Below are 20,985 nucleotides of genomic sequence, written 5' to 3' on the forward strand. Positions count from 1 at the left end.
TAAAGCCTTTCGAACTTTGGAAGATGTCATGAATCAACTTCAAGATGTTATACAAGGACTGGAGAAGGAGGTGATAACGTCCATCGTTAATCGGAGATGGACTAGAATGCTTTTTGAAAGTAGATGAGTATAACTGGTTGATGAGACTGTGAAAAGAGCATAAAGACCAGCTTGCAAGCTGGTCATACTCTTCGAAAATCTCTTCAAACCACGTCAGCTTCATCTACAACCTCAAAGCAGTGCTTTGAGCAACCTACGGCTAGCTTCCTAGTTTGCTCTTTGATTCTCATTGAGTATCAGTATAGGTTATAAGAATAAGTCTTGCAGGGTTTTGGCAACCCCATCTTGGTCGTTGGTAAGGGAAATTTGTTCATCTGCATAGGGGAGTAGCTCTGGATTGGCATTTTTCATGGCATAACCCTTCCCAGCAAAAGCAAGCATTTCGGTATCATTGTGCTCATCTCCAAAAGCAATCAAATCTTTTTTGTCACGGTTCATTACCTTGAGCAAGTAGTCCAAAGCAAAGGCTTTGTTGACACCTTTTGGGGTACACTCAAGGATATTGAGCGGACCTCCCCAGGTATTGATAGACAGTTGATGCTGGTAGAAGGCGTTCATGTCTTTTGCCAAGGCATATTTGTCACTGGCTCTGGTCTGCAAGAGGATACAGTTAGGGTCCTTGGTCACCAATTCAGGCTTGAATTGATCTTCAGGCTGGAAAGCTTCTACACCAAATAGTTTGGGATTAGCAATTTCTTCATTGGGATTTGTAATGTAAAATTTTTTACGATATTCTCCAGCGATAAAATCGGCTTGAATGTCCTCTGAACGTCGAACCATATCTAAAAGATATTTTTTGTCTACAGTCAAACACTTTTCAAAATCCCAAACTTGGTCTGGTAAATGAGTAAGGGAGCCGTTGAAATTAATCATAGGAGTGTTTAAGCCTAGTTCACGGTAGAAATCTTTTGACATGCGGTAAGGGCGCCCTGTCGTAATAATAACCTGATGGCCTTTTTCAGCAACTTTTTTGATGGTTTTTTTGGTAAAGTCAGAAATTTGACTGTCTGAGTTGAGTAGGGTTCCATCCAGATCTAGTGCAATAATTTTTTTCGTCATAGGGACCTTTCTAGTGTCTTTTCAGATAAGATGTCTACTATTATAACAAAAAGCAGGCAGAAAAGCAGATTCCAAACAAAAAATGAAATTGAATCAATTTCTTAAATAAATTAAACAAAGATATTGAAAAAGTGAATGATAAATGATATAATTCTATTATTGTTCGTAAAAATTAAAAGGAGATTGATAATGGACAAATTATTTAAACTAAAAGAGAACGGTACAGACGTTCGTACAGAGGTTCTCGCTGGTTTAACGACTTTCTTCGCAATGAGTTATATTCTCTTTGTAAACCCACAAATTCTTTCGCAAACAGGAATGCCTGCTCAGGGTGTATTCCTCGCAACGATTATCGGTGCAGTTGCTGGTACCCTGATGATGGCCTTCTACGCCAACTTACCATATGCTCAAGCGCCAGGTATGGGACTCAATGCCTTCTTTACCTTTACAGTTGTATTTGGGCTCGGTTATTCTTGGCAAGAAGCCCTAGCTATGGTCTTCATCTGTGGGATTATTTCATTGATTATTACCTTGACAAATGTTCGTAAAATGATCATTGAATCGATTCCCAATGCTCTTCGCTCAGCTATTTCAGCTGGTATCGGTGTCTTCCTTGCCTATGTAGGGATTAAGAATGCTGGACTTTTGAAATTCACGATTGATCCAGGCAACTATACTGTTGTAGGAGAAGGGGCTGACAAAGCTCAAGCAACGATTGCAGCAAACTCTTCAGCAGTTCCAGGATTGGTCAGCTTTAATAATCCAGCTGTTTTAGTGGCTCTTGCAGGACTTGCTATCACAATTTTCTTTGTTATCAAAGGAATTAAAGGGGGAATTATCCTCTCTATCTTGACAACAACTGTTCTTGCTATCGCAGTTGGTTTGGTAGATTTGTCTAGTATCGATTTTGCTAATAACCATGTTGGTGCAGCCTTTGAAGACTTGAAAACAGTCTTTGGTGCAGCTCTTGGTTCAGAAGGTTTGGGAGCTTTGATTTCAGATACTGCTCGATTGCCTGAAACCCTGATGGCTATTCTTGCCTTCTCATTGACAGATATTTTTGATACAATTGGTACCTTAATCGGTACAGGTGAAAAAGTTGGTATTGTAGCGACAAATGGTGAAAATCACCAATCAGCTAAGTTGGACAAGGCTCTTTACTCTGACTTGATTGGTACTTCAATTGGTGCCATCGCTGGTACTTCGAACGTAACGACTTATGTTGAGTCTGCTGCTGGTATCGGTGCAGGTGGACGTACTGGTTTGACAGCCTTGGTCGTGGCAATCTGTTTTGCGATCTCAAGCTTCTTTAGCCCACTTCTAGCGATTGTACCAACAGCCGCTACAGCTCCAATCTTGATTATCGTTGGGATTATGATGTTGGCTAGCTTGAAAAATATCCATTGGGATGATATGTCTGAAGCAGTTCCTGCTTTCTTCACATCTATCTTTATGGGATTCAGCTACTCTATCACTCAAGGGATTGCAGTTGGTTTCTTGACTTACACTTTGACTAAGCTTGTCAAAGGTCAAGCTAAAGATGTTCATGTCATGATTTGGATTTTGGATGCCTTGTTTATCCTGAACTACATCAGCATGGCCTTATAGTAGAATGACCCAGGGGGGATTTCCCCCTTTTTTTAATACAAAGTCTAGGAGATGAATGATGGAAGAGAAAAGTATGTGGAAAGAATTGTTGAATCGTGCAGGCTGGATTTTGGTCTTTTTGCTAGCGACAATTTTATATCAGGTTCCTTTAGGGGTTACTGCTATTTTAACTTTAAATGCAGTACCACTGTTACAGTCAGGACTGATAGTCGCTGGTATTTCAATTGTGGTTTTAGCGTTATTTATTATTGGAGCTCGTAAAACGCAATTAGCAAGTTTTAATTTTTCTTTTTTTTAGAGCTAAGGATTTGGCACGTTTGGGCTTGAGTTATTTAGTCATTATCTGTTCAAATATACTTGGTTCTATCTTGTTACAACTGTCAAATGAGAAGACAACAAGTAACCAGTCTCAGATTAATGATATGGTTCAAAATAGTTCTTTGATTTCTAGCTTTTTCTTGCTAGCATTGCTTGCTCCAATTTGTGAGGAAATCTTGTGCCGTGGGATTGTTCCTAAAAAGATTTTCAGAGGCAAGGAGAACTTGGGATTTGTAGTCGGTACGATTGTGTTTGCTTTATTGCATCAACCAAGTAATTTACCTTCTTTATTGATTTATGGAGGTATGTCGATCGTTCTATCTTGGACGGCTTACAAGACCCAGCGTTTGGAAATGTCTATCTTACTTCACATGATTGTGAATGGGGTTGCTTTCTGTTTGTTGGCTCTTGTGGTGATCATGAGTCGGATTTTAGGAATTTCTGTTTAATACTCAATGAAAATCAAAGAGCAAACTAGGAAACTAGCCGCAGGCTGCTCAAAACACTGTTTTGAGGTTGTAGATAAGACTGACGAAGTCAGTCACATATATACGGCAAGGCGACGTTGACGCGGTTTGAAGAGATTTTCGAAGAGTATAAAATTTTTGACAATTGCTTACTTGTTTCTACTGGGAAAAAGATGAATGCAATCGTGTCCATCTTTTTCTTTTTATGGTAAAATAGAGAAATAATATGATGAAAAGCCTTGAGGGAGTGACCGATATGTCAAGTAAAGCCAATCATGCAAAGACAGCTATTTGCGGAATTATCAATGTAACCCCAGATTCTTTTTCGGATGGTGGTCAATTTTTTGCTCTTGAGCAGGCACTCCAGCAGGCTCGTAAATTGATAGCAGAAGGTGCTAGTATGCTAGATATCGGCGGAGAATCGACTCGGCCGGGGCTGGGAAGCAGCTATGTTGAGATAGAAGAGGAAATCCAGCGTGTTGTTCCAGTGATTAAAGCGATTCGCAAGGAAAGCGATGTCCTTATCTCCATTGATACTTGGAAGAGTCAGGTGGCAGAGGCTGCTTTGGCTGCTGGTGCTAATCTAGTTAATGATATCACTGGTCTCATGGGTGATGAAAAAATGGCCCATGTAGTTGCAAAGGCTGGAGCGAAAGTAGTCATTATGTTTAATCCAGTCATGGCGCGACCTCAGCACCCTAGCTCGCTCATCTTCCCTCATTTTGGATTTGGACAAGCTTTTACAGAGGAAGAGTTAGCTGACTTTGAAACGTCGCCAATCGAAGAGTTGATGGAGGCTTTCTTTGAACGAGCCCTAGCGAGAGCAGAGGAAGCTGGGATTGCACAAGAAAATATTCTGTTGGATTCAGGAATTGGCTTTGGTCTGACCAAGAAAGAAAATCTGCTCCTTTTACGGGACTTAGATAAACTACATCAGAAGGGCTATCCAATCTTTCTTGGAGTGTCGCGCAAGCGATTTGTCATCAATATTCTTGAAGAAAATGGCTTTGAAGTCGATCCTGAGACAGAACATGGTTTCCGCAATCGGGACACGGCTTCGGCTCATGTAACCAGTATCGCTGCGAGACAGGGTGTGGAAGTGGTGCGCGTGCATGACGTAGCCAGTCACAAGATGGCAGTTGAAATTGCATCAGCCATTCGATTGGCTGATGAAGCGGAAAATTTAGATTTAAAACAATATAAATAAGATGAAAGAATTTGAAAATAATCAGTGGATTGCTAACTATCGGACGGATCAACCGCATTTTGGCTTGGAACGAATGGTGGAACTGTTAGCTTTGCGTGGCAATCCCCATCTCAAACTCAAGGTCATCCATATCGGAGGGACTAATGGCAAGGGCTCGACCATTGCTTTTTTGAAAAATATGCTAGAAAAGATGGGGCTGAGAGTTGGGGTGTTCAACTCGCCCTATCTCATTCATTATACAGACCAGATTAGCATCAATGGGGAATCCATTCCAGTGTCTAGGCTAGAAGCCCTCATGGCAGACTATCAGTCTTTACTGGAAGGGGAATCGGCTGCCAATTTGCAGGGGACAACCGAGTTTGAGATTATCACAGCTATAGCCTATGATTACTTTGCCGCAGAGCAAGTAGATGTGGCCATCATGGAAGTGGGCATGGGTGGACTTTTAGATAGTACCAATATTTGCCAGCCTATTCTAACAGGCATCACGACTATTGGATTGGACCATGTAGCCCTACTTGGTGACACCTTGGAAGCCATAGCAGAGCAGAAAGCTGGTATTATCAAACAAGGTATTCCCTTGGTGACAGGTCGTATTGCTCCAGAAGCTTTGGCTGTGATTGACCGCATTGCGGAAGGGAAAGATGCGCCGAGAATTGCCTATGGGAAAGATTATCAAGTTTGTCATCAAGAGAGTGTGGTGACAGGGGAAGTCTTTGACTATACCAGTTCTGTCAGACAAGGGCGCTTCCAGACAGGTTTACTTGGTTTGCACCAGATAGAGAATGCTGGGATGGCCATAGCTTTACTTGATACTTTTTGTCAAGAAGATGGTCGAGAGCTACCAGCTAATATCTTGATTGCTCAAGCCTTGGAAGAAACAAGTTGGCCAGGGCGTTTGGAAGTTGTGTCGAGAGACCCCCTGATGATTTTGGACGGAGCCCACAATCCCCATGCTATCAAGGCCTTATTGGCAACCTTGCAAGAACGCTTTGCGGATTATCATAAGGAAATCCTCTTTACTTGCATCAAAACCAAGGCCTTGGAGGATATGTTGGACTTGCTGGAAGAAATCCCAGATACCGAGCTTACACTGACACATTTTGACGATAGTCGGGCGACTGATGAAAGCGTGCTGGAAGAGGCAGCTAAGTCTAGAAATCTCAGCTACCAAGATTGGCAGGATTTTCTAGAGCAGAAATTGACAGATAAAAAAGAAGAGAAACAAACAGTTAGGATTGTCACAGGTTCCTTGTATTTCTTGAGCCAAGTGAGAGACTATCTGATGGAGAGGAAGAATGAAAATGGATACACAAAAGATTGAAGCAGCTGTAAAAATGATTATCGAAGCTGTAGGAGAGGACGCTAACCGTGAGGGCTTGCAGGAAACACCTGCTCGTGTAGCCCGTATGTACCAAGAGATTTTTTCAGGTCTTGGTCAAACAGCGGAGGAACATTTGTCAAAATCCTTTGAGATTATTGACGATAATATGGTGGTAGAAAAGGATATTTTTTTCCATACCATGTGTGAACACCACTTTCTACCATTTTATGGGAGAGCACATATTGCCTACATTCCAGATGGTCGTGTGGCAGGTTTGTCTAAGCTAGCTCGTACGGTTGAAGTTTATTCGAAAAAACCACAAATTCAAGAACGTTTGAATATCGAGGTGGCTGATGCCTTGATGGACTATCTAGGTGCTAAAGGAGCCTTTGTTGTCATTGAGGCGGAACATATGTGTATGAGCATGCGTGGTGTCAGAAAACCAGGCACTGCAACCTTGACGACAGTAGCTCGTGGTCTATTTGAAACAGATAAGGACCTCCGCGACCAGGCTTATCGTTTAATGGGACTATAATACTCTTCGAAAATCAAATTCAAACCACGTCAGCTTCCATCTGCAACCTCAAAACAGTGTTTTGAGCAGCCTGCGGCTAGCTTCCTAGTTTGCACTTTGATTTTCATTGAGTATAAAAAGAATCCGCTTGAAGCGGATTTTTCTAGAAAGGAATCATTATGGATCAACTGCAGATTAAGGATTTGGAAATTTTTGCCTATCATGGTCTATTTCCTAGTGAGAAAGAATTGGGGCAGAAGTTTGTTATTTCCGCAATCCTATCCTATGATATGACCAAGGCGTCGACAGACTTAGATTTAACGGCTTCTGTACATTATGGAGAACTGTGTCAGCAGTGGACGACTTGGTTTCAGGAAACGAGTGAGGATTTGATTGAAACGGTAGCTTATAAACTGGTGGCACGTACTTTTGAGACCTATCCTCTTGTCCAAGAAATGAAGCTGGAACTGAAAAAGCCTTGGGCGCCGGTTCATTTGCCACTAGATACTTGCTCCGTAACCATCCATCGCCGTAAGCAACGAGCCTTTATCGCCCTAGGAAGCAACATGGGGAATAAGCAAGCAAACTTGAAACAAGCCATTGAGAAAATGCGAAATCGAGGTATCCATATTCTCAAAGAGTCCAGTGTCTTGACGACGGAGCCTTGGGGTGGAGTGGAGCAGGATAGCTTTGCTAATCAAGTGATTGAAGTAGAAACCTGGTTACCTGCCCCAGTGCTATTAGAGACCTTGTTAGCTATTGAGTCAGAGATGGGACGGGTGAGAGAAGTACATTGGGGGCCTCGTTTGATTGATTTGGACTTGCTCTTTGTGGAGGACCAGATCCTTTATACAGACAACCTCATCTTGCCTCATCCTTATATAGCGGAACGCCTTTTTGTCCTTGAATCTCTTCAAGAAATTGCGCCTCATTTTATCCATCCTACCTTAAAGCAACCGATCCGCAACTTGTATAATGCTTTGAAAAAATAGAAAAAACTCTAGTTTTCAGTCGCTTGTAACTGAAGGCTAGAGTTTTTATACTCTTCGAAAATCTCTTCCAAACCACGTCAGCTTCCATCTGCAACCTCAAAACAGTGTTTTGAGCTGACTTCGTCAGTTCTATCCACAACCTCAAAGCAGTGCTTTGAGCAACCTGCGGCTAGCTTCCTAGTTGGCTCTTTGATTTTCATTGAGTATTAAAATAGGTCATTTTCTTCTGGGAGGAGGATAGTCTCTCTACCATCCATATCTAAAACCAGGACTCTTGGAGGATAAAGAGGGTCGAAAGGGTGGTTAAAGTCAAAATCAATGGCTGTAGGGAGGTGTTGACTTGAAAAGTGGAAGGTAATCTTTCCTTGGTTATTAAGCAATTGAAACTCGAGTTCTTCTTCCAATTCAAAGACATTTTTTAAGAAATGGTCGATGATATACCAAAAAGAGTCAATGATGTCATCAGGCAAGCTGGTAACAATGCCAAAACTAGCAGACCGCATGTGGGTATTGGTAAAAGCCATATCTCTGTCCCCTTTCTTTTCCCTTATCATACAGCAAATAGGATTAAAAATCAAGAAAAGGTGATTTTTTGAAAAGGATTTTAGCTACAGGGAAAAATTCCCAAAAATCTACCGAAGTTAATAGGTAAATTCCCAAATTAACTTGATTATATAACTTTCAGTTACTTTGAGAAGTTACCGAAAAATATTTTTCATATCTATTGACTTTTAGGGGTGAAATTTGGTATGATAGTAGGCGGTATTGTTTACCCCATTTGAAAGGCCCCGGAACCTTCCAAATACTTTTCGATGGGAAGGAACACCCATCATCGTAAACAAAAATCGAACTATATATAGGAGAAATCATGAACAAAACAACATTTATGGCTAAACCAGGCCAGGTTGAACGTAAATGGTACGTAGTTGACGCAACTGATGTACCACTTGGACGTCTTTCTGCAGTAGTTGCTAGCGTACTTCGCGGAAAAAACAAACCAACATTTACACCACACACTGATACAGGTGACTTTGTGATTGTTATCAATGCTGAAAAAGTTAAATTGACTGGTAAAAAAGCAACTGATAAAATCTACTACACTCACTCAAACCACCCAGGTGGATTGAAACAAATCTCTGCAGGTGAACTTCGTTCTAAAAATGCAGTACGTTTGATCGAGAAATCAGTTAAAGGTATGCTTCCACACAATACTCTTGGACGCGCTCAAGGTATGAAGTTGAAAGTATTTGTTGGAGCTGAGCACACTCACGTTGCACAACAACCAGAAGTTCTTGACATTTCAGGACTTATCTAAGGAAAGGAACAATAAAGTATGTCACAAGCACAATATGCAGGTACTGGACGTCGTAAAAACGCTGTTGCACGCGTTCGCCTTGTTCCAGGAACTGGTAAAATCACTGTTAACAAAAAAGATGTTGAAGAGTACATCCCACACGCTGACCTTCGTCTTGTCATCAACCAACCATTCGCAGTTACTTCAACTGTAGGTTCATACGACGTTTTCGTTAACGTTGTAGGTGGTGGATACGCTGGTCAATCAGGAGCTATCCGTCACGGTATCGCTCGTGCCCTTCTTCAAGTAGACCCTGACTTCCGCGATTCATTGAAACGCGCAGGACTTCTTACACGTGACTCACGTAAAGTTGAACGTAAGAAACCAGGTCTTAAGAAAGCTCGTAAAGCATCACAATTTAGTAAACGTTAATTCGAAAGAATTACTATACTTATACAGAGCACCTTTCGGGGTGTTCTTTTTTTATACTTTCTTACTAAATTGGTGCAATTGACACAGTTGTTGCGACTTTATACTCTTCGAAAATCTTTTCAAACCACGTCAGCTCTATCTGCAACCTCAAAACAGTGTTTTGAGCAACCTGCGGCTAGCTTCCTAGTTTGCTCTTTGATTTTCATTGAGTATTAGTCTCTCATGTTTGTTTAGCGTCTTAAAAAGACATTTGAGAAGATTAGAAACAGTTCTCTTTTTTCTCCTAGTATAATGATTGGTATGAAGGGAGAGAAAAGATGAAATCAATGAGAATCTTATTTTTGTTAGCTTTAATTCAAATCAGTTTGAGTAGCTGTTTCCTATGGAAGGAATGCATCTTGTCCTTTAAACAAAGTACAGCTTTTTTCATCGGAAGTATGGTCTTCGTTTCAGGAATCTGTGCTGGAGTAAATTATCTTTATACCCGTAAGCAAGAAGTCCATAGTGTCCTAGCCAGTAAGAAGTCGGTGAAGCTTTTTTACAGTATGTTACTTTTAATTAATTTGTTAGGGGCTGTTCTTGTCCTGTCAGATAACTTGTTCATCAAAAATACGCTGCAGCAAGAATTAGTTGACTTTTTATTGCCATCCTTCTTTTTCCTATTTGGACTAGATTTGCTGATTTTTTTACCCTTGAAAAAATACATGCGCGATTTACTTGCTATGCTAGATAGAAAAAAGACAGTGTTGGTGACTATTTTAGCCACACTTCTCTTCTTAAGAAATCCAATGACCATTGTCTCACTTCTGATGTATATTGGACTGGGTTTGTTTTTTGCAGCCTATCTTGTCCCAAATTCGGTCAAGAAGGAAGTTTCCTTTTATGGTCATATTTTCCGAGATCTTGTATTGGTCATTGCTACGCTCATTTTCTTTTAGAGAAAGCTTGTTTTTATGGATGTTATGATGGTAATACTCTTCGAAAATCTCTTCAAACTACGTCAGCTCTATCTGCAACCTCAAAACAGTGCTTTGAGCAGCCTGCGGCTAGCTTCCTAGTTTGCTCTTTGATTTTCATTGAGTATAAGTTTAGCAGGAAAATAGACACAAAAGAAAAGTTTTTGGTATAATAAGAGTATGTACACAAAAAATGAAGAAGAGCTACAATCCTTAGGGGAGCGTTTGGGTCATCTATTAGCAAAGAATGATGTTTTAATCTTAACTGGAGAACTGGGCGCAGGTAAAACGACCTTTACTAAAGGACTTGCGAAAGGATTGCAGATTTCTCAAATGATTAAAAGTCCCACCTATACTATCGTAAGAGAGTATGAGGGGCGTCTTCCGCTTTACCATTTAGATGTTTATCGTATTGGAGGAGATGCGGATTCTATTGATTTGGATGAATTTCTCTTTGGTGGAGGCGTGACTGTTATTGAGTGGGGAAATCTCTTAGGAGATGCCTTGCCAGATACTTATTTAGAATTGGAAATTCTAAAAGAAGCAGATGGACGTCGTTTAAATTTTCAGGCAAAGGGTTTGCGTGCAGAAAAACTCTTAGAGGAGCTTCAACATGGAGTATGAATTGCTCATTAGGGAAGCAGAGCCTAAAGATGCAGCTGAATTAGTGGCCTTTTTAAATCGTGTAAGTTTGGAGACAGATTTTACCAGCTTAGACGGAGATGGTATTCTCTTGACCAGTGAGGAGATTGAAGTATTCCTCAACAAGCAAGCTAGTTCGGACAATCAGATAACCTTACTTGCATTCTTAAATGATAAAATTGCTGGTATTGTAAATATTACAGCTGACCAGCGCAAGAGAGTCCATCATATTGGAGATCTCTTCATTGTGATTGGAAAAAGATATTGGAATAATGGATTGGGAAGTTTGTTGCTAGAAGAAGCGATAGAGTGGGCACAAGCAAGTGGCATTCTGCGTCGTCTCCAGCTGACTGTCCAAACTCGTAATCAAGCAGCAGTTCATCTGTATCAAAAGCATGGCTTTGTAATTGAAGGTCGCCAAGAGCGTGGAGCATATATAGAAGAAGGGAAATTTATCGATGTTTACTTGATGGGTAAACTGATAGATTAGTAGAAATATGGTTAAAAAAATTATTGGAATGGTGCTAGCTTTACTTTCTGTAACTGTAGTAGGAGCAGGTATTTTTGCTTATACTATTTATCAACAAGGGACAGAAACCTTAGCTAAAACCTATAAAAAAATCGGCGAAGAAACCAAGGTTATTGAAGCGACTGAACCTCTAACCATTCTGTTAATGGGAGTGGACACCGGAAATGCTGAACGAACTGAAACTTGGGTCGGTAGAAGTGATAGCATGATCTTGATGACAGTGAATCCTAAAACGAAAAAAACAACAATGATGAGTTTAGAGCGGGATATTCTGACCCGCATTGAATCAGGGAATGGTCAGGCTCATGAAGCGAAACTGAATTCAGCATATGCAGATGGTGGAGCAGAGCTTGCTATAGAAACCATTCAAAAAATGATGAATATCCATATTGATCGCTATGTGATGGTCAATATGAAAGGGTTACAAAAACTAGTGGATGCAGTAGGTGGTATTACAGTCAATAATACCCTAGGTTTCCCAATTTCTATCAGTGACCAAGAAGAATTTAATACCATTTCTATCGGTGTTGGGGAGCAACATATTGGGGGAGAAGAAGCCCTAGTCTATGCACGAATGCGTTACCAAGATCCTGAGGGGGATTATGGTCGTCAAAAACGTCAACGTGAAGTTATTCAAAAAGTCATGGAAAAAGCTCTCAGTTTAAATAGTGTTGGTCATTATCAAGAGATTCTAAAAGCTTTGAGTGACAATATGCAGACCAATATTGATTTGTCTGCAAAAAGTATCCCTAACTTGCTAGGCTATAAAGATTCATTTAAAACCATTGAAACTCAGCAGTTGCAGGGTGAAGGAGAGATGCTTCAAGGTGTTTCTTACCAGATTGTTTCGAGAGCCCATATGTTGGAAATGCAAAATCTACTCCGACGTTCTTTGGGACAAGAAGAAGTCACTCAGCTTGAAACCAATGCGGTCTTATTTGAAGATTTATTTGGCAGAGCACCTGTTGGTGATGAAGATAATTAACTTTTGATACAAATAAAAAATCAATCGTGGGAAATTTCCTGCGATTTTTTCAAAAAAATACGAATAGATAGGTAGGAGGAAACATGAAAGCAGAAATCATTGCTGTTGGAACAGAGATTTTGACAGGACAGATTGTCAACACTAATGCTCAGTTTTTATCAGAAAAACTAGCAGAGATTGGGGTAGATGTATATTTTCAGACGGCTGTAGGAGACAACGAAGCCCGTCTCTTGTCTTTGCTTGAGATTGCCAGTCAACGTAGCAGTCTGGTGATTTTGACAGGTGGTTTAGGGCCGACTGAGGACGATTTGACCAAACAAACTCTGGCTAAATTTTTAGGGAAAGAATTAGTCTTCGATCCTCAGGCTCAGGAGAAGTTAGATGTCTTTTTCGCCCAGCGACCAGATTATGCCCGAACACCGAATAACGAAAGACAAGCCCAAATTGTAGAAGGAGCGACTCCACTGCCAAACGAAACGGGGCTGGCTGTGGGAGGAATACTAGAAGTAGATGGAGTGACCTACGTTGTCCTTCCTGGTCCGCCAAGTGAATTGAAGCCTATGGTCTTAAACCAACTTCTACCCAAGTTGATGACGGGGAGTAAGCTGTATTCCCGGGTTCTTCGTTTCTTTGGGATTGGCGAGAGCCAGTTGGTGACGATTTTGGCTGATTTAATTGATAATCAGACCGATCCGACCTTGGCACCTTATGCCAAGACAGGAGAGGTAACCTTGCGTCTGTCAACAAAGGCTAGCAGTCAAGAAGAGGCGAATCAAGTGCTGGATATTTTGGAACATCAAATCTTGGATCGCCAGACCTTTGAAGGACTTTCTTTACGAGACCTTTGTTATGGTTATGGGGAAGAGTCCAGTTTAGCCAGCATTGTGGTAGAAGAACTGAAAAAACAAGGGAAAACCATCACGGCTGCAGAGAGTTTGACGGCAGGTCTTTTCCAAGCTAGGGTAGCGGATTTTTCAGGAGCTTCAAGTATATTTAAGGGTGGTTTTGTGACCTATAGCTTGGAGGAAAAATCAAAAATGTTGGATATTCCTGTCAAGGATTTGGAAGAACAGAGTGTGGTATCTGAATTTACAGCACAGAAGATGGCTGAGCAGGCACGAAACAAGACTCAATCTGATTTTGGAATTAGTTTGACTGGAGTGGCAGGGCCAGATAGCCTAGAAGGGCATCCAGCTGGGACAGTCTTCATAGGCTTGGCTCGAGAGCAAGGAACTGAGGTTATCAAGGTCAATATTGGAGGCAGAAGTCGAGCAGATGTACGTCACATTGCTGTTATGCATGCCTTTAACCTAGTTCGCAAGGCTTTATTAAGTGACTAACTTTTGATATAATAGTAGATAGGTCTGAGGATCATTAGAATGTAGGAGAATAGAATGGCGAAAAAACCAAAAAAATTAGAAGAAATTTCAAAAAAATTTGGGGCAGAACGTGAAAAGGCCTTGAATGATGCTCTTAAATTGATTGAGAAAGACTTTGGTAAAGGATCAATCATGCGTTTGGGTGAACGTGCGGAGCAAAAGGTGCAAGTGATGAGCTCAGGTTCTTTAGCTCTTGACATTGCCCTTGGTTCAGGTGGTTATCCTAAGGGACGTATCATCGAAATCTATGGACCAGAGTCATCTGGTAAGACGACGGTTGCCCTTCATGCAGTTGCACAAGCGCAAAAAGAAGGTGGGATTGCAGCCTTTATCGATGCGGAGCATGCCCTTGACCCAGCTTATGCTGCGGCCCTTGGTGTTAACATTGACGAATTGCTCTTGTCACAACCAGACTCAGGAGAGCAAGGTCTTGAAATTGCAGGAAAATTGATTGACTCAGGTGCTGTAGATCTTGTCGTGGTCGACTCAGTTGCGGCCCTTGTACCTCGTGCGGAGATTGATGGAGATATCGGTGATAGCCACGTTGGTTTGCAGGCCCGTATGATGAGTCAGGCCATGCGTAAACTTGGTGCTTCTATCAATAAAACCAAAACAATTGCTATCTTTATCAACCAATTGCGTGAAAAAGTTGGGGTCATGTTTGGAAATCCAGAAACAACACCTGGCGGACGTGCTTTGAAATTCTATGCTTCAGTCCGCTTAGATGTTCGTGGTAACACACAAATTAAGGGAACTGGTGACCAAAAAGAAACCAATGTCGGTAAAGAAACTAAGATTAAGGTTGTAAAAAATAAGGTAGCTCCACCGTTTAAGGAAACCGTAGTTGAAATTATGTACGGAGAAGGAATTTCTAAGACTGGTGAACTCTTGAAGATTGCAAGCGACTTGGATATTATCAAAAAAGCAGGAGCTTGGTATTCTTACAAGGATGAAAAAATCGGTCAGGGTTCTGAGAATTCTAAGAAATATTTGGCAGAGCACCCAGAAATCTTTGATGAAATTGATAAGCAAGTCCGTTCTAAATTTGGCTTGATTGATGGAGAAGAAGCTTCAGAACAAGATACTGAAAACAAAAAAGATGAAGCAGTTCAAGCAGATTCTGTGAATGAAGAAGTGACACTTGACCTAGGCGATGAACTTGAAATCGAAATTGAAGAATAAGCTGTTAAAGTAGTGGAGAAATCCGCTACTTTTTCGATTTTTGATTCAAGATTTCAGATTGACTATAGTTTGCTGTTTCTTGTGGCTCCACTAGAAAGCTGATGTAATAGCCTTATGAATAAAAAACGAACAGTGGACCTGATACATGGTCCGATTCTTCCTTCTCTCTTGAGTTTTGCCTTCCCAATCTTGCTGTCTAATATCTTTCAGCAACTCTATAACACTGCTGATGTCTTGATTGTTGGACGTTTTCTTGGACAAGACTCCTTGGCAGCGGTAGGGGCGACGACAGCGATTTTTGACCTGATTGTAGGTTTTACTCTTGGTGTTGGAAATGGCATGGGGATTGTCATTGCCCGTTATTATGGAGCTCGGAATTTCACTAAAATCAAGGAAGCAGTAGCATCCACCTGGATTTTAGGGGCTCTTTTGAGTGTTGTAGTGATGCTGCTGGGCTTTCTTGGTTTGTATCCTCTTTTACAGTACCTAGATACCCCTGCTGAAATCCTTCCCCAGTCCTATCAATATATTTCTATGATTGTGACTTGTGTCGGTGTCAGCTTTGCCTATAATCTTTTTGCAGGTTTGTTGCAGTCCATTGGGGACAGTCTAGCTGCCCTTGGATTTTTGATTTTTTCTGCTCTGGTTAATGTGGTTCTGGATCTCTATTTTATTACGCAACTGCATCTGGGAGTTCAATCCGCGGGACTTGCTACCATTATTTCGCAAGGTTTATCAGCGGTTCTTTGCTTTTATTATATCTGTAAGAGTGTGCCAGAACTTTTGCCTCAGCGCAAGCATTTCAAATGGGATAAGTCCTTGTACGCAGATCTCTTGGAGCAAGGTTTGGCTATGGGCTTGATGAGTTCAATTGTGTCCATCGGCAGTGTGATTTTACAGTCTTCTGTCAATACCTTTGGCGCAGTGATTATAAGTGCACAAACGGCGGCTCGACGCATTATGGCCTTCGCCCTTCTTCCGATGACTGCTATTTCTGCTTCGATGACGACCTTTGCTTCTCAGAATTTAGGTGCTAAGCGCCCAGACCGTATTGTTCAAGGCCTTCGAATCGGCAGTCGTTTAAGTATATCCTGGGCAGTTTTTGTTTGTGTTTTCCTCTTTTTTGCCAGTCCAGCCTTGGTTTCCTTCTTGGCTAGTTCGACAGATGGTTACTTGATAGAAAATGGAAGTCTCTATCTGCAAATTAGTTCAGCCTTTTATCCCATTTTGAGCCTCTTGTTGATTTATCGCAATTGTTTGCAGGGTTTGGGGCAAAAAATCCTTCCTCTGGTTTCTAGTTTTATCGAACTAATCGGGAAAATCGCTTTTGTGGTCTTGATTATCCCTTGGGCGGGCTATAAGGGAGTTATTCTTTGTGAACCCCTCATCTGGGTTACCATGACCATCCAACTGTACTTCTCACTGTTCCGTCACCCCTTGATAAAAGAAGGTAAGGCCATCTTGGCAACCAAAGTGCTCTCCTAGCTGTATTTGCTAATAAAATCCATTTCCTCTAGTGAAAATCGAAAAAACTTGTGCTGTTATCTTTAGTTTGGTCTTGAAAATAGTTTAACAGACTTTTGACTTCTTTTATATGATATAATAAAGTATAGTATTTATGAAAAGGACATATAGAGACTGTAAAAATATACTTTTGAAAAGCTTTTTAGTCTGGGGTGTTATTGTAGATAGGATGCAGACCTTATCAGTCCTATTTACAGTGTCAAAATAGTGCGTTTTGAAGTTCTATCTACAAGCCCAATCGTGACTAGGATTGTATTCTTTATGAGGTAGAAATAAAGGAGTTTCTAGCTCTGGATTGTAAAAAATAAGTTGTTTTAATTGATAAGGAGTAAAATATGGAAATTGATGTGAGTAAATTAAGAACAGATTTGCCTCAAGTCGGCGTGCAACCATATAGGCAAGTCCATGCCCATTCCACAGGCAACCGTAATTCAACGGTTCAAAATGAGGCTGACTACCATTACAGAAAAGATCCTGAATTGGGCTTCTTTTCTCACGTAGTCGGTAATGGTCGTGTTATGCAGGTAGGACCTGTTGATAATGGTGCCTGGGACGTTGGGGGCGGTTGGAATGCAGAAGGTTATGCACAAGTTGAACTGATTGAAAGCCATGAATCGAAAGAAGAGTTTCTGATTGACTATCGTCTCTATATCGAACTCTTGCGTAATCTAGCAGACGAGGCTGGGATACCTAAAACGCTTGATACTGCTGATTTAGCAGGTATCAAGACACACGAATATTGCACCAATAACCAACCTGACAACAACTCAGATCATGTTGACCCTTATCCTTATCTTGCAAGCTGGGGCATTAGTCGTGAGCAATTCAAGCAGGATATTGAAAACGGCTTGACGATTGAAGCAGGATGGCGACAGAACGATACTGGCACCTGGTATGTACACTCAGATGGTTCTTATCCAAAAGATAAGTTTGAGAAAGTTAATGGTACCTGGTATTACTTTGACGGTTCAGGATATATGCTTGCAGACCGCTGGAAGAAGCACACAGACGGCAACTGGTACTGGTTTGACCAGTCAGGCGAAATGGCGACAGGCTGGAAGAAAATCGCTGAGAAGTGGTACTATTTCGATGGAGAAGGTGCTATGAAAACAGGCTGGATCAAATACAAGGAGACTTGGTACTATCTTGATAGTCAAAATGGGGACATGGTTTCTAATGCCTTTGTCAAATCAAATGATGGCTGGTATTACCTTAAAGAAGATGGCACGATAGCAGAAAAACCAGAATTTACAGTCGAGCCTGAAGGCTTGATAACAGTAAAATAATAATGGAATGTCTTTCAAATCAGAACAGCGCATATTATTAGGTCTTGAAAAAGCTTAATAGTATGCGTTTTCTTGTGGAGATATTTCCTTCAATTTTTGCTACTATATTAAATAAAAATCAAAAAGCAAACTAGAAAGTTATGCTAAAATAAAATCTAAATTTGACAATGTAAATCGAGTCGGATAGCTTTAAGTACTGTTTTGAGGTTGAAGATACGATTTTTGATAGGAACTCATCAAATAGGTTTACTATCATCAATTTTGGATTTTTAAGCAGTATCAATAAATTGCTTCCTTGTTTTGTCATAATTTTTTTATTTAAAAAATTTATTTTATGACAAGAGTGTGCTATTCTTTTTATGAGAGGTGTATGAATATGATAAATGTATGTGATGTTGGAAAAAGAATAAAAGAACTTAGAATATCTTCAAATCTTACTCAAGATAAGATTGCTGAATATTTGTCTTTGAATCAAAGCATGATTGCCAAAATGGAAAAAGGTGAAAGGAATATCACGTCGGATGTTATTGAGAAACTATCTGCCCTGTTTTGCTGTACGGTTGAATATCTTTTGTTTGGCGAACAAGCTGAACAACAGTGTGTAATATCGTTTAGAAAAAATAAAATAGTAGACCAAGATCTTAAAGTTTTAGCGAAAATCAATAAAATTGTATTGAATCAATTTGAGATAGATCAGCTATTGGAGACAAAATAAATGATTGATAAAATGGATTTAAGTAATAAAGCTTCAAATCTTAGAAAAAAGTTGGGAGCTGACGGTGAAGCGCCGATAGATATTTTTAAATTGGTACAAAAGATAGAGAATTTGACGCTGGTATTTTATGGACTCGGAAAGAATATTAGCGGAGTCTGTTATAAAGGAACTCAGTCAAGTCTCATTGTAATCAATTCAGACATGTCATTAGGAAGACAAGGATTTTCTTTAGCACATGAACTGTATCATCTTTATTATGATGAGGTGAAGAAGAGTTCAGTCAGTCTTATCTTGATTGGTGAAGGAGATGAAACTGAAAGAAAAGCGGATCAGTTTGCTTCATATTTTTTAGTTTCCCCATCTTCACTGTATAGGATGGTTGAGGAAATCAGAGAAAATGCTAATAGAACTCATCTTGAAGTAGAAGATATTATAAAATTGGGTCAGTTTTATGGTATCAGTCATAAAGCTATGTTATATAGATTGCGGAATGATGGATACCTTGATGCAGAAGAAATTAAAAATATGGATATTAGTGTTATAGAGACAGCTTCAAGATTAGGCTATGATACAAGTTTATATCGTCCTTTGTCAGAAAGTAAAAAGGAAATGGTATTAGGACACTATATTAAATCGACTGAACAACTTTTAGAAAATAACAGAATTTCGCAAGGGAAGTATGAGGAACTGCTACTAGATGCTTTCAGATATGATATTGTATATGGGCTAGATGAAGAGGGGGAGTTGTCGTTTGACTAGTCGTGTATTTATTGATACAGATTGTATTTCAGCATTTTTATGGGTTGGCACTGAACATCTTTTAGAAAAGCTCTATTCGGGTAAAATTGTTATTCCACAAGAGGTGTATGATGAAATCAATATACCTACAATCCCCCATTTAAAATCTAGGATAGACCAGTTAGTAGCTAAGGGTTCAGCTGAGATTGTGAGCATAGACATTGGAACTGAAGAATACGCATTATATAGAAATTTAACAAGAAATCATGATAGTAACAAGGTTATTGGTAAGGGAGAAGCGGCTTCTATTTCCTTAGCGAAAAAGCATAACGGGATATTAGGAAGTAATAACCTAAGAGATGTTCAACCATATGTAGAAGAATTTTCTTTAGAACATATGACGACAGGAGATATACTGATTGAAGCGTTTAAAGCGTAATTTATTACTGAACAAGAGGGCAATCATATCTGGAATAATATGCTTAAAAAGAGAAGAAAAATTGGTGCAAATTCATTTTCAGACTATCTTCGTGGAAGTGTTCATCAAAATAGACAAAAATAAATTTGGATAAATCGAACTTACTATTCAGGAGGAATATGAGCAATTCGAAGAAGAAAAGTGTCAAATTGAGCCTATAAGAGTAGAAATGACCTACATAGGGGATGAGAGAAAAGTTGTCCTTGAAGTTTCCTTGAACGATCAGTCGCATGTCAAACGATATGTAGGGTAATGTGAGAAGGGATAGCGAGTAGTTTTTGGTTATTTTATCAAAAAACTTGTATTTTATCATACTGAATGATAAAATACAAGAAAAATAGTAGAATAAAGGAAAGCTTTTCTAAAATGTGTATCTCCCCACAGGATTCGTTCTTGTGGGATTTTTTTCGTTAAAGAAAGCGATAAATATTGACTTTTTGAAAGAAAGATGTCATAATTAAGTTGGAAAAAACGTAAAAGTATCACTTTTCTCGTTATCCCGACTCCCAAAACGTCGTTAAACCGCTCGGCAATCCATGGAGACATGGACACATAGTAGTAAGCACGCTATGTGGCTTGGCAGAGCTAAAAACTGTTCCCTTGCGATAAGCCTAATAAGCACAACATAGGGAGTTAGAGAAGCCGACTCTAATCATCCACTTTGGGCAGTAGTGAGAACTGCCCCGTGCTTTTTTTATTTTGAGAAAATATGGAGTTTGTCGTTGAAATTACTTGATTGTATTTTAGATTATCAAGAGAAATTCGATGGAAAAACATGTCAAGTATCAACGAATTATAAGCATTTAGAGACTTTCGAAGTAGATTTTTGCTTGACTGATTTACATCACTTATTTGGCTTGCACAAAATCACACGAGATTATGCTAGTCAAACAATACCTGCTATTCAAGCTGGTGTTTTTATTTTGGAAGATTTTAGAAATCATCCTATGTACAATGATGTAATCGAAAGGATATCTTTGTATAGTTTTATCGGTGATATCTTCTATTCTAAGATAACAAGTTGTTGTATCCTAGCCAAAGATTTATCTAAAAACACTATGAAGTTGGACGTCATATTTTTTGAAGATAGAAACAAAAGATCCGCAATTTTAGGTTTACGAAGAGATAAAAGTGGAATGTTTAAACCGGTTACTCTACATTTTACAAGCGCTAAGAAATATGCTAAAGTTCGTAAAACAGATGTGAAAGAAATTCAATGGTTATAAAAAACTTTTCGCAGGCTTCGGCTTGCGTTTTTTTGTTTGATAAAATTAAAAAAATGTGCAAAAATAAGTA

General features: G+C 39.8%; 22 protein-coding genes and 2 pseudogenes. 21 read left to right on the forward strand and 3 right to left on the reverse strand.

The features are described 5' to 3' along the window. Window positions 1-127, forward strand: a pseudogene (locus HT729_RS07285) (IS630 family transposase); the annotation flags it as partial. Between the two features lie 179 nt (window positions 128-306). On the opposite strand, the gene HT729_RS07290 reads toward HT729_RS07285, so the two are convergent. Beyond that, complete coding sequence (locus HT729_RS07290; protein ID WP_172931851.1) at window positions 307-1,119, reverse strand: Cof-type HAD-IIB family hydrolase; 813 nt, start codon at window positions 1,117-1,119, stop codon at window positions 307-309. Window positions 1,120-1,308: 189 nt separating this feature from the next. Here HT729_RS07290 and HT729_RS07295 point away from each other — a divergent pair, with 189 nt between their 5' ends. The 6 genes and pseudogenes from HT729_RS07295 (at window position 1,309) to folK (ending at window position 7,549) form a co-directional block, all read left to right on the forward strand. Next, window positions 1,309-2,727: an NCS2 family permease gene (locus HT729_RS07295; protein WP_000359286.1), complete on the forward strand. Its 1,419-nt coding sequence runs from the start codon at window positions 1,309-1,311 to the stop codon at window positions 2,725-2,727. A gap of 58 nt (window positions 2,728-2,785) precedes the next feature. Then, a pseudogene (locus tag HT729_RS07300) lies at window positions 2,786-3,494 on the forward strand (lysostaphin resistance A-like protein). A gap of 244 nt (window positions 3,495-3,738) precedes the next feature. Then, window positions 3,739-4,719 (forward strand): dihydropteroate synthase, encoded by a 981-nt coding sequence (folP, locus tag HT729_RS07305; protein ID WP_172931852.1) that lies wholly within the window; start codon window positions 3,739-3,741, stop codon window positions 4,717-4,719. A gap of 1 nt (window position 4,720) precedes the next feature. Continuing rightward, on the forward strand, window positions 4,721-6,043 hold the full coding sequence (locus HT729_RS07310) for a folylpolyglutamate synthase/dihydrofolate synthase family protein (protein ID WP_172931853.1): 1,323 nt from the start codon (window positions 4,721-4,723) through the stop codon (window positions 6,041-6,043). Next, window positions 6,024-6,578 carry a GTP cyclohydrolase I FolE gene (gene folE / locus HT729_RS07315; protein ID WP_000380916.1) on the forward strand — a complete coding sequence of 185 codons (555 nt, stop codon included), beginning with the start codon at window positions 6,024-6,026 and terminating at the stop codon, window positions 6,576-6,578. The genes HT729_RS07310 and folE overlap by 20 nt, the downstream gene beginning before the upstream one ends. Before the next feature lie 158 nt (window positions 6,579-6,736). After that, window positions 6,737-7,549: a 2-amino-4-hydroxy-6-hydroxymethyldihydropteridine diphosphokinase gene (gene folK, locus HT729_RS07320; RefSeq protein ID WP_172931854.1), complete on the forward strand. Its 813-nt coding sequence runs from the start codon at window positions 6,737-6,739 to the stop codon at window positions 7,547-7,549. A 77-nt stretch (window positions 7,550-7,626) separates the two neighbouring features. On the opposite strand, the gene HT729_RS12435 is transcribed toward folK, so the two are convergent. Both HT729_RS12435 and HT729_RS07325 read right to left on the reverse strand, forming a co-directional pair. After that, window positions 7,627-7,749: a hypothetical protein gene (locus tag HT729_RS12435; protein WP_258953693.1), complete on the reverse strand. Its 123-nt coding sequence runs from the start codon at window positions 7,747-7,749 to the stop codon at window positions 7,627-7,629. Between the two features lie 6 nt (window positions 7,750-7,755). After that, window positions 7,756-8,073 carry a DUF960 domain-containing protein gene (locus tag HT729_RS07325; RefSeq protein WP_000886027.1) on the reverse strand — a complete coding sequence of 106 codons (318 nt, stop codon included), beginning with the start codon at window positions 8,071-8,073 and terminating at the stop codon, window positions 7,756-7,758. 344 nt (window positions 8,074-8,417) lie between these two features. Here HT729_RS07325 and rplM point away from each other — a divergent pair, with 344 nt between their 5' ends. From rplM to HT729_RS07395, 14 genes are all read left to right on the forward strand, one after another. Continuing rightward, window positions 8,418-8,864: a 50S ribosomal protein L13 gene (rplM, locus tag HT729_RS07330; RefSeq protein ID WP_016397194.1), complete on the forward strand. Its 447-nt coding sequence runs from the start codon at window positions 8,418-8,420 to the stop codon at window positions 8,862-8,864. 18 nt (window positions 8,865-8,882) lie between these two features. Continuing rightward, on the forward strand, window positions 8,883-9,275 hold the full coding sequence (gene rpsI, locus HT729_RS07335; RefSeq protein WP_000075973.1) for a 30S ribosomal protein S9: 393 nt from the start codon (window positions 8,883-8,885) through the stop codon (window positions 9,273-9,275). 317 nt (window positions 9,276-9,592) lie between these two features. Beyond that, window positions 9,593-10,213, forward strand: coding sequence for a hypothetical protein (locus HT729_RS07340; RefSeq protein WP_100104637.1), 621 nt, complete (start codon window positions 9,593-9,595; stop codon window positions 10,211-10,213). A gap of 198 nt (window positions 10,214-10,411) precedes the next feature. Next, on the forward strand, window positions 10,412-10,855 hold the full coding sequence (gene tsaE / locus HT729_RS07345; RefSeq protein ID WP_050243134.1) for a tRNA (adenosine(37)-N6)-threonylcarbamoyltransferase complex ATPase subunit type 1 TsaE: 444 nt from the start codon (window positions 10,412-10,414) through the stop codon (window positions 10,853-10,855). Next, window positions 10,845-11,363, forward strand: a complete 519-nt coding sequence (locus tag HT729_RS07350; RefSeq protein WP_000455532.1) for a GNAT family N-acetyltransferase — start codon at window positions 10,845-10,847, stop codon at window positions 11,361-11,363. Before tsaE ends, HT729_RS07350 begins: the two co-directional genes overlap by 11 nt. Before the next feature lie 7 nt (window positions 11,364-11,370). After that, window positions 11,371-12,387 carry an LCP family protein gene (locus HT729_RS07355; RefSeq protein WP_000239274.1) on the forward strand — a complete coding sequence of 339 codons (1,017 nt, stop codon included), beginning with the start codon at window positions 11,371-11,373 and terminating at the stop codon, window positions 12,385-12,387. 83 nt (window positions 12,388-12,470) lie between these two features. Continuing rightward, window positions 12,471-13,727 (forward strand): competence/damage-inducible protein A, encoded by a 1,257-nt coding sequence (locus HT729_RS07360; RefSeq protein WP_000642684.1) that lies wholly within the window; start codon window positions 12,471-12,473, stop codon window positions 13,725-13,727. 54 nt (window positions 13,728-13,781) lie between these two features. After that, complete coding sequence (recA, locus tag HT729_RS07365; protein WP_001085465.1) at window positions 13,782-14,948, forward strand: recombinase RecA; 1,167 nt, start codon at window positions 13,782-13,784, stop codon at window positions 14,946-14,948. 114 nt (window positions 14,949-15,062) lie between these two features. Then, window positions 15,063-16,433: an MATE family efflux transporter gene (locus tag HT729_RS07370; RefSeq protein WP_001036247.1), complete on the forward strand. Its 1,371-nt coding sequence runs from the start codon at window positions 15,063-15,065 to the stop codon at window positions 16,431-16,433. 374 nt (window positions 16,434-16,807) lie between these two features. Beyond that, complete coding sequence (locus HT729_RS07375; RefSeq protein WP_000401884.1) at window positions 16,808-17,758, forward strand: N-acetylmuramoyl-L-alanine amidase family protein; 951 nt, start codon at window positions 16,808-16,810, stop codon at window positions 17,756-17,758. A gap of 370 nt (window positions 17,759-18,128) precedes the next feature. Next, window positions 18,129-18,473, forward strand: a complete 345-nt coding sequence (locus tag HT729_RS12440; protein WP_001056000.1) for a helix-turn-helix transcriptional regulator — start codon at window positions 18,129-18,131, stop codon at window positions 18,471-18,473. Between the two features lie 12 nt (window positions 18,474-18,485). Beyond that, the gene (locus tag HT729_RS07385; protein WP_306345051.1) at window positions 18,486-19,232 is read left to right on the forward strand and encodes an ImmA/IrrE family metallo-endopeptidase; all 747 of its coding nucleotides are present in this window, start codon (window positions 18,486-18,488) and stop codon (window positions 19,230-19,232) included. Then, complete coding sequence (locus HT729_RS07390; RefSeq protein WP_000204075.1) at window positions 19,225-19,650, forward strand: hypothetical protein; 426 nt, start codon at window positions 19,225-19,227, stop codon at window positions 19,648-19,650. Before HT729_RS07385 ends, HT729_RS07390 begins: the two co-directional genes overlap by 8 nt. A gap of 710 nt (window positions 19,651-20,360) precedes the next feature. Beyond that, window positions 20,361-20,915, forward strand: coding sequence for a PBECR4 domain-containing protein (locus HT729_RS07395; RefSeq protein WP_311141307.1), 555 nt, complete (start codon window positions 20,361-20,363; stop codon window positions 20,913-20,915). The last annotated feature ends 70 nt before the right edge of the window (window positions 20,916-20,985 follow it).

The sequence above is a fragment of the Streptococcus sp. 79 genome (genome assembly GCF_013277425.1).
Taxonomy (GTDB): domain Bacteria; phylum Bacillota; class Bacilli; order Lactobacillales; family Streptococcaceae; genus Streptococcus; species Streptococcus pseudopneumoniae.

Bases quoted from the DNA above. Each gene is read 5' to 3' on its own strand.
- HT729_RS12435 (WP_258953693.1), bottom strand. From the start codon at position 7,749: ATGAAAATCAAAGAGCCAACTAGGAAGCTAGCCGCAGGTTGCTCAAAG.
- HT729_RS07360 (WP_000642684.1), top strand. From the start codon at position 12,471: ATGAAAGCAGAAATCATTGCTGTTGGAACAGAGATTTTGACAGGACAG.
- HT729_RS07385 (WP_306345051.1), top strand. From the start codon at position 18,486: ATGGATTTAAGTAATAAAGCTTCAAATCTTAGAAAAAAGTTGGGAGCT.
- HT729_RS07370 (WP_001036247.1), top strand. From the start codon at position 15,063: ATGAATAAAAAACGAACAGTGGACCTGATACATGGTCCGATTCTTCCT.
- HT729_RS07355 (WP_000239274.1), top strand. From the start codon at position 11,371: ATGGTTAAAAAAATTATTGGAATGGTGCTAGCTTTACTTTCTGTAACT.
- folE (WP_000380916.1), top strand. From the start codon at position 6,024: ATGGATACACAAAAGATTGAAGCAGCTGTAAAAATGATTATCGAAGCT.
- HT729_RS07310 (WP_172931853.1), top strand. From the start codon at position 4,721: ATGAAAGAATTTGAAAATAATCAGTGGATTGCTAACTATCGGACGGAT.
- HT729_RS07295 (WP_000359286.1), top strand. From the start codon at position 1,309: ATGGACAAATTATTTAAACTAAAAGAGAACGGTACAGACGTTCGTACA.
- HT729_RS07325 (WP_000886027.1), bottom strand. From the start codon at position 8,073: ATGGCTTTTACCAATACCCACATGCGGTCTGCTAGTTTTGGCATTGTT.
- HT729_RS07350 (WP_000455532.1), top strand. From the start codon at position 10,845: ATGGAGTATGAATTGCTCATTAGGGAAGCAGAGCCTAAAGATGCAGCT.
- rplM (WP_016397194.1), top strand. From the start codon at position 8,418: ATGAACAAAACAACATTTATGGCTAAACCAGGCCAGGTTGAACGTAAA.
- tsaE (WP_050243134.1), top strand. From the start codon at position 10,412: ATGTACACAAAAAATGAAGAAGAGCTACAATCCTTAGGGGAGCGTTTG.
- HT729_RS07375 (WP_000401884.1), top strand. From the start codon at position 16,808: ATGGAAATTGATGTGAGTAAATTAAGAACAGATTTGCCTCAAGTCGGC.
- recA (WP_001085465.1), top strand. From the start codon at position 13,782: ATGGCGAAAAAACCAAAAAAATTAGAAGAAATTTCAAAAAAATTTGGG.
- rpsI (WP_000075973.1), top strand. From the start codon at position 8,883: ATGTCACAAGCACAATATGCAGGTACTGGACGTCGTAAAAACGCTGTT.
- HT729_RS07290 (WP_172931851.1), bottom strand. From the start codon at position 1,119: ATGACGAAAAAAATTATTGCACTAGATCTGGATGGAACCCTACTCAAC.
- HT729_RS12440 (WP_001056000.1), top strand. From the start codon at position 18,129: ATGAATATGATAAATGTATGTGATGTTGGAAAAAGAATAAAAGAACTT.
- HT729_RS07340 (WP_100104637.1), top strand. From the start codon at position 9,593: ATGAAATCAATGAGAATCTTATTTTTGTTAGCTTTAATTCAAATCAGT.
- folK (WP_172931854.1), top strand. From the start codon at position 6,737: ATGGATCAACTGCAGATTAAGGATTTGGAAATTTTTGCCTATCATGGT.
- folP (WP_172931852.1), top strand. From the start codon at position 3,739: ATGATGAAAAGCCTTGAGGGAGTGACCGATATGTCAAGTAAAGCCAAT.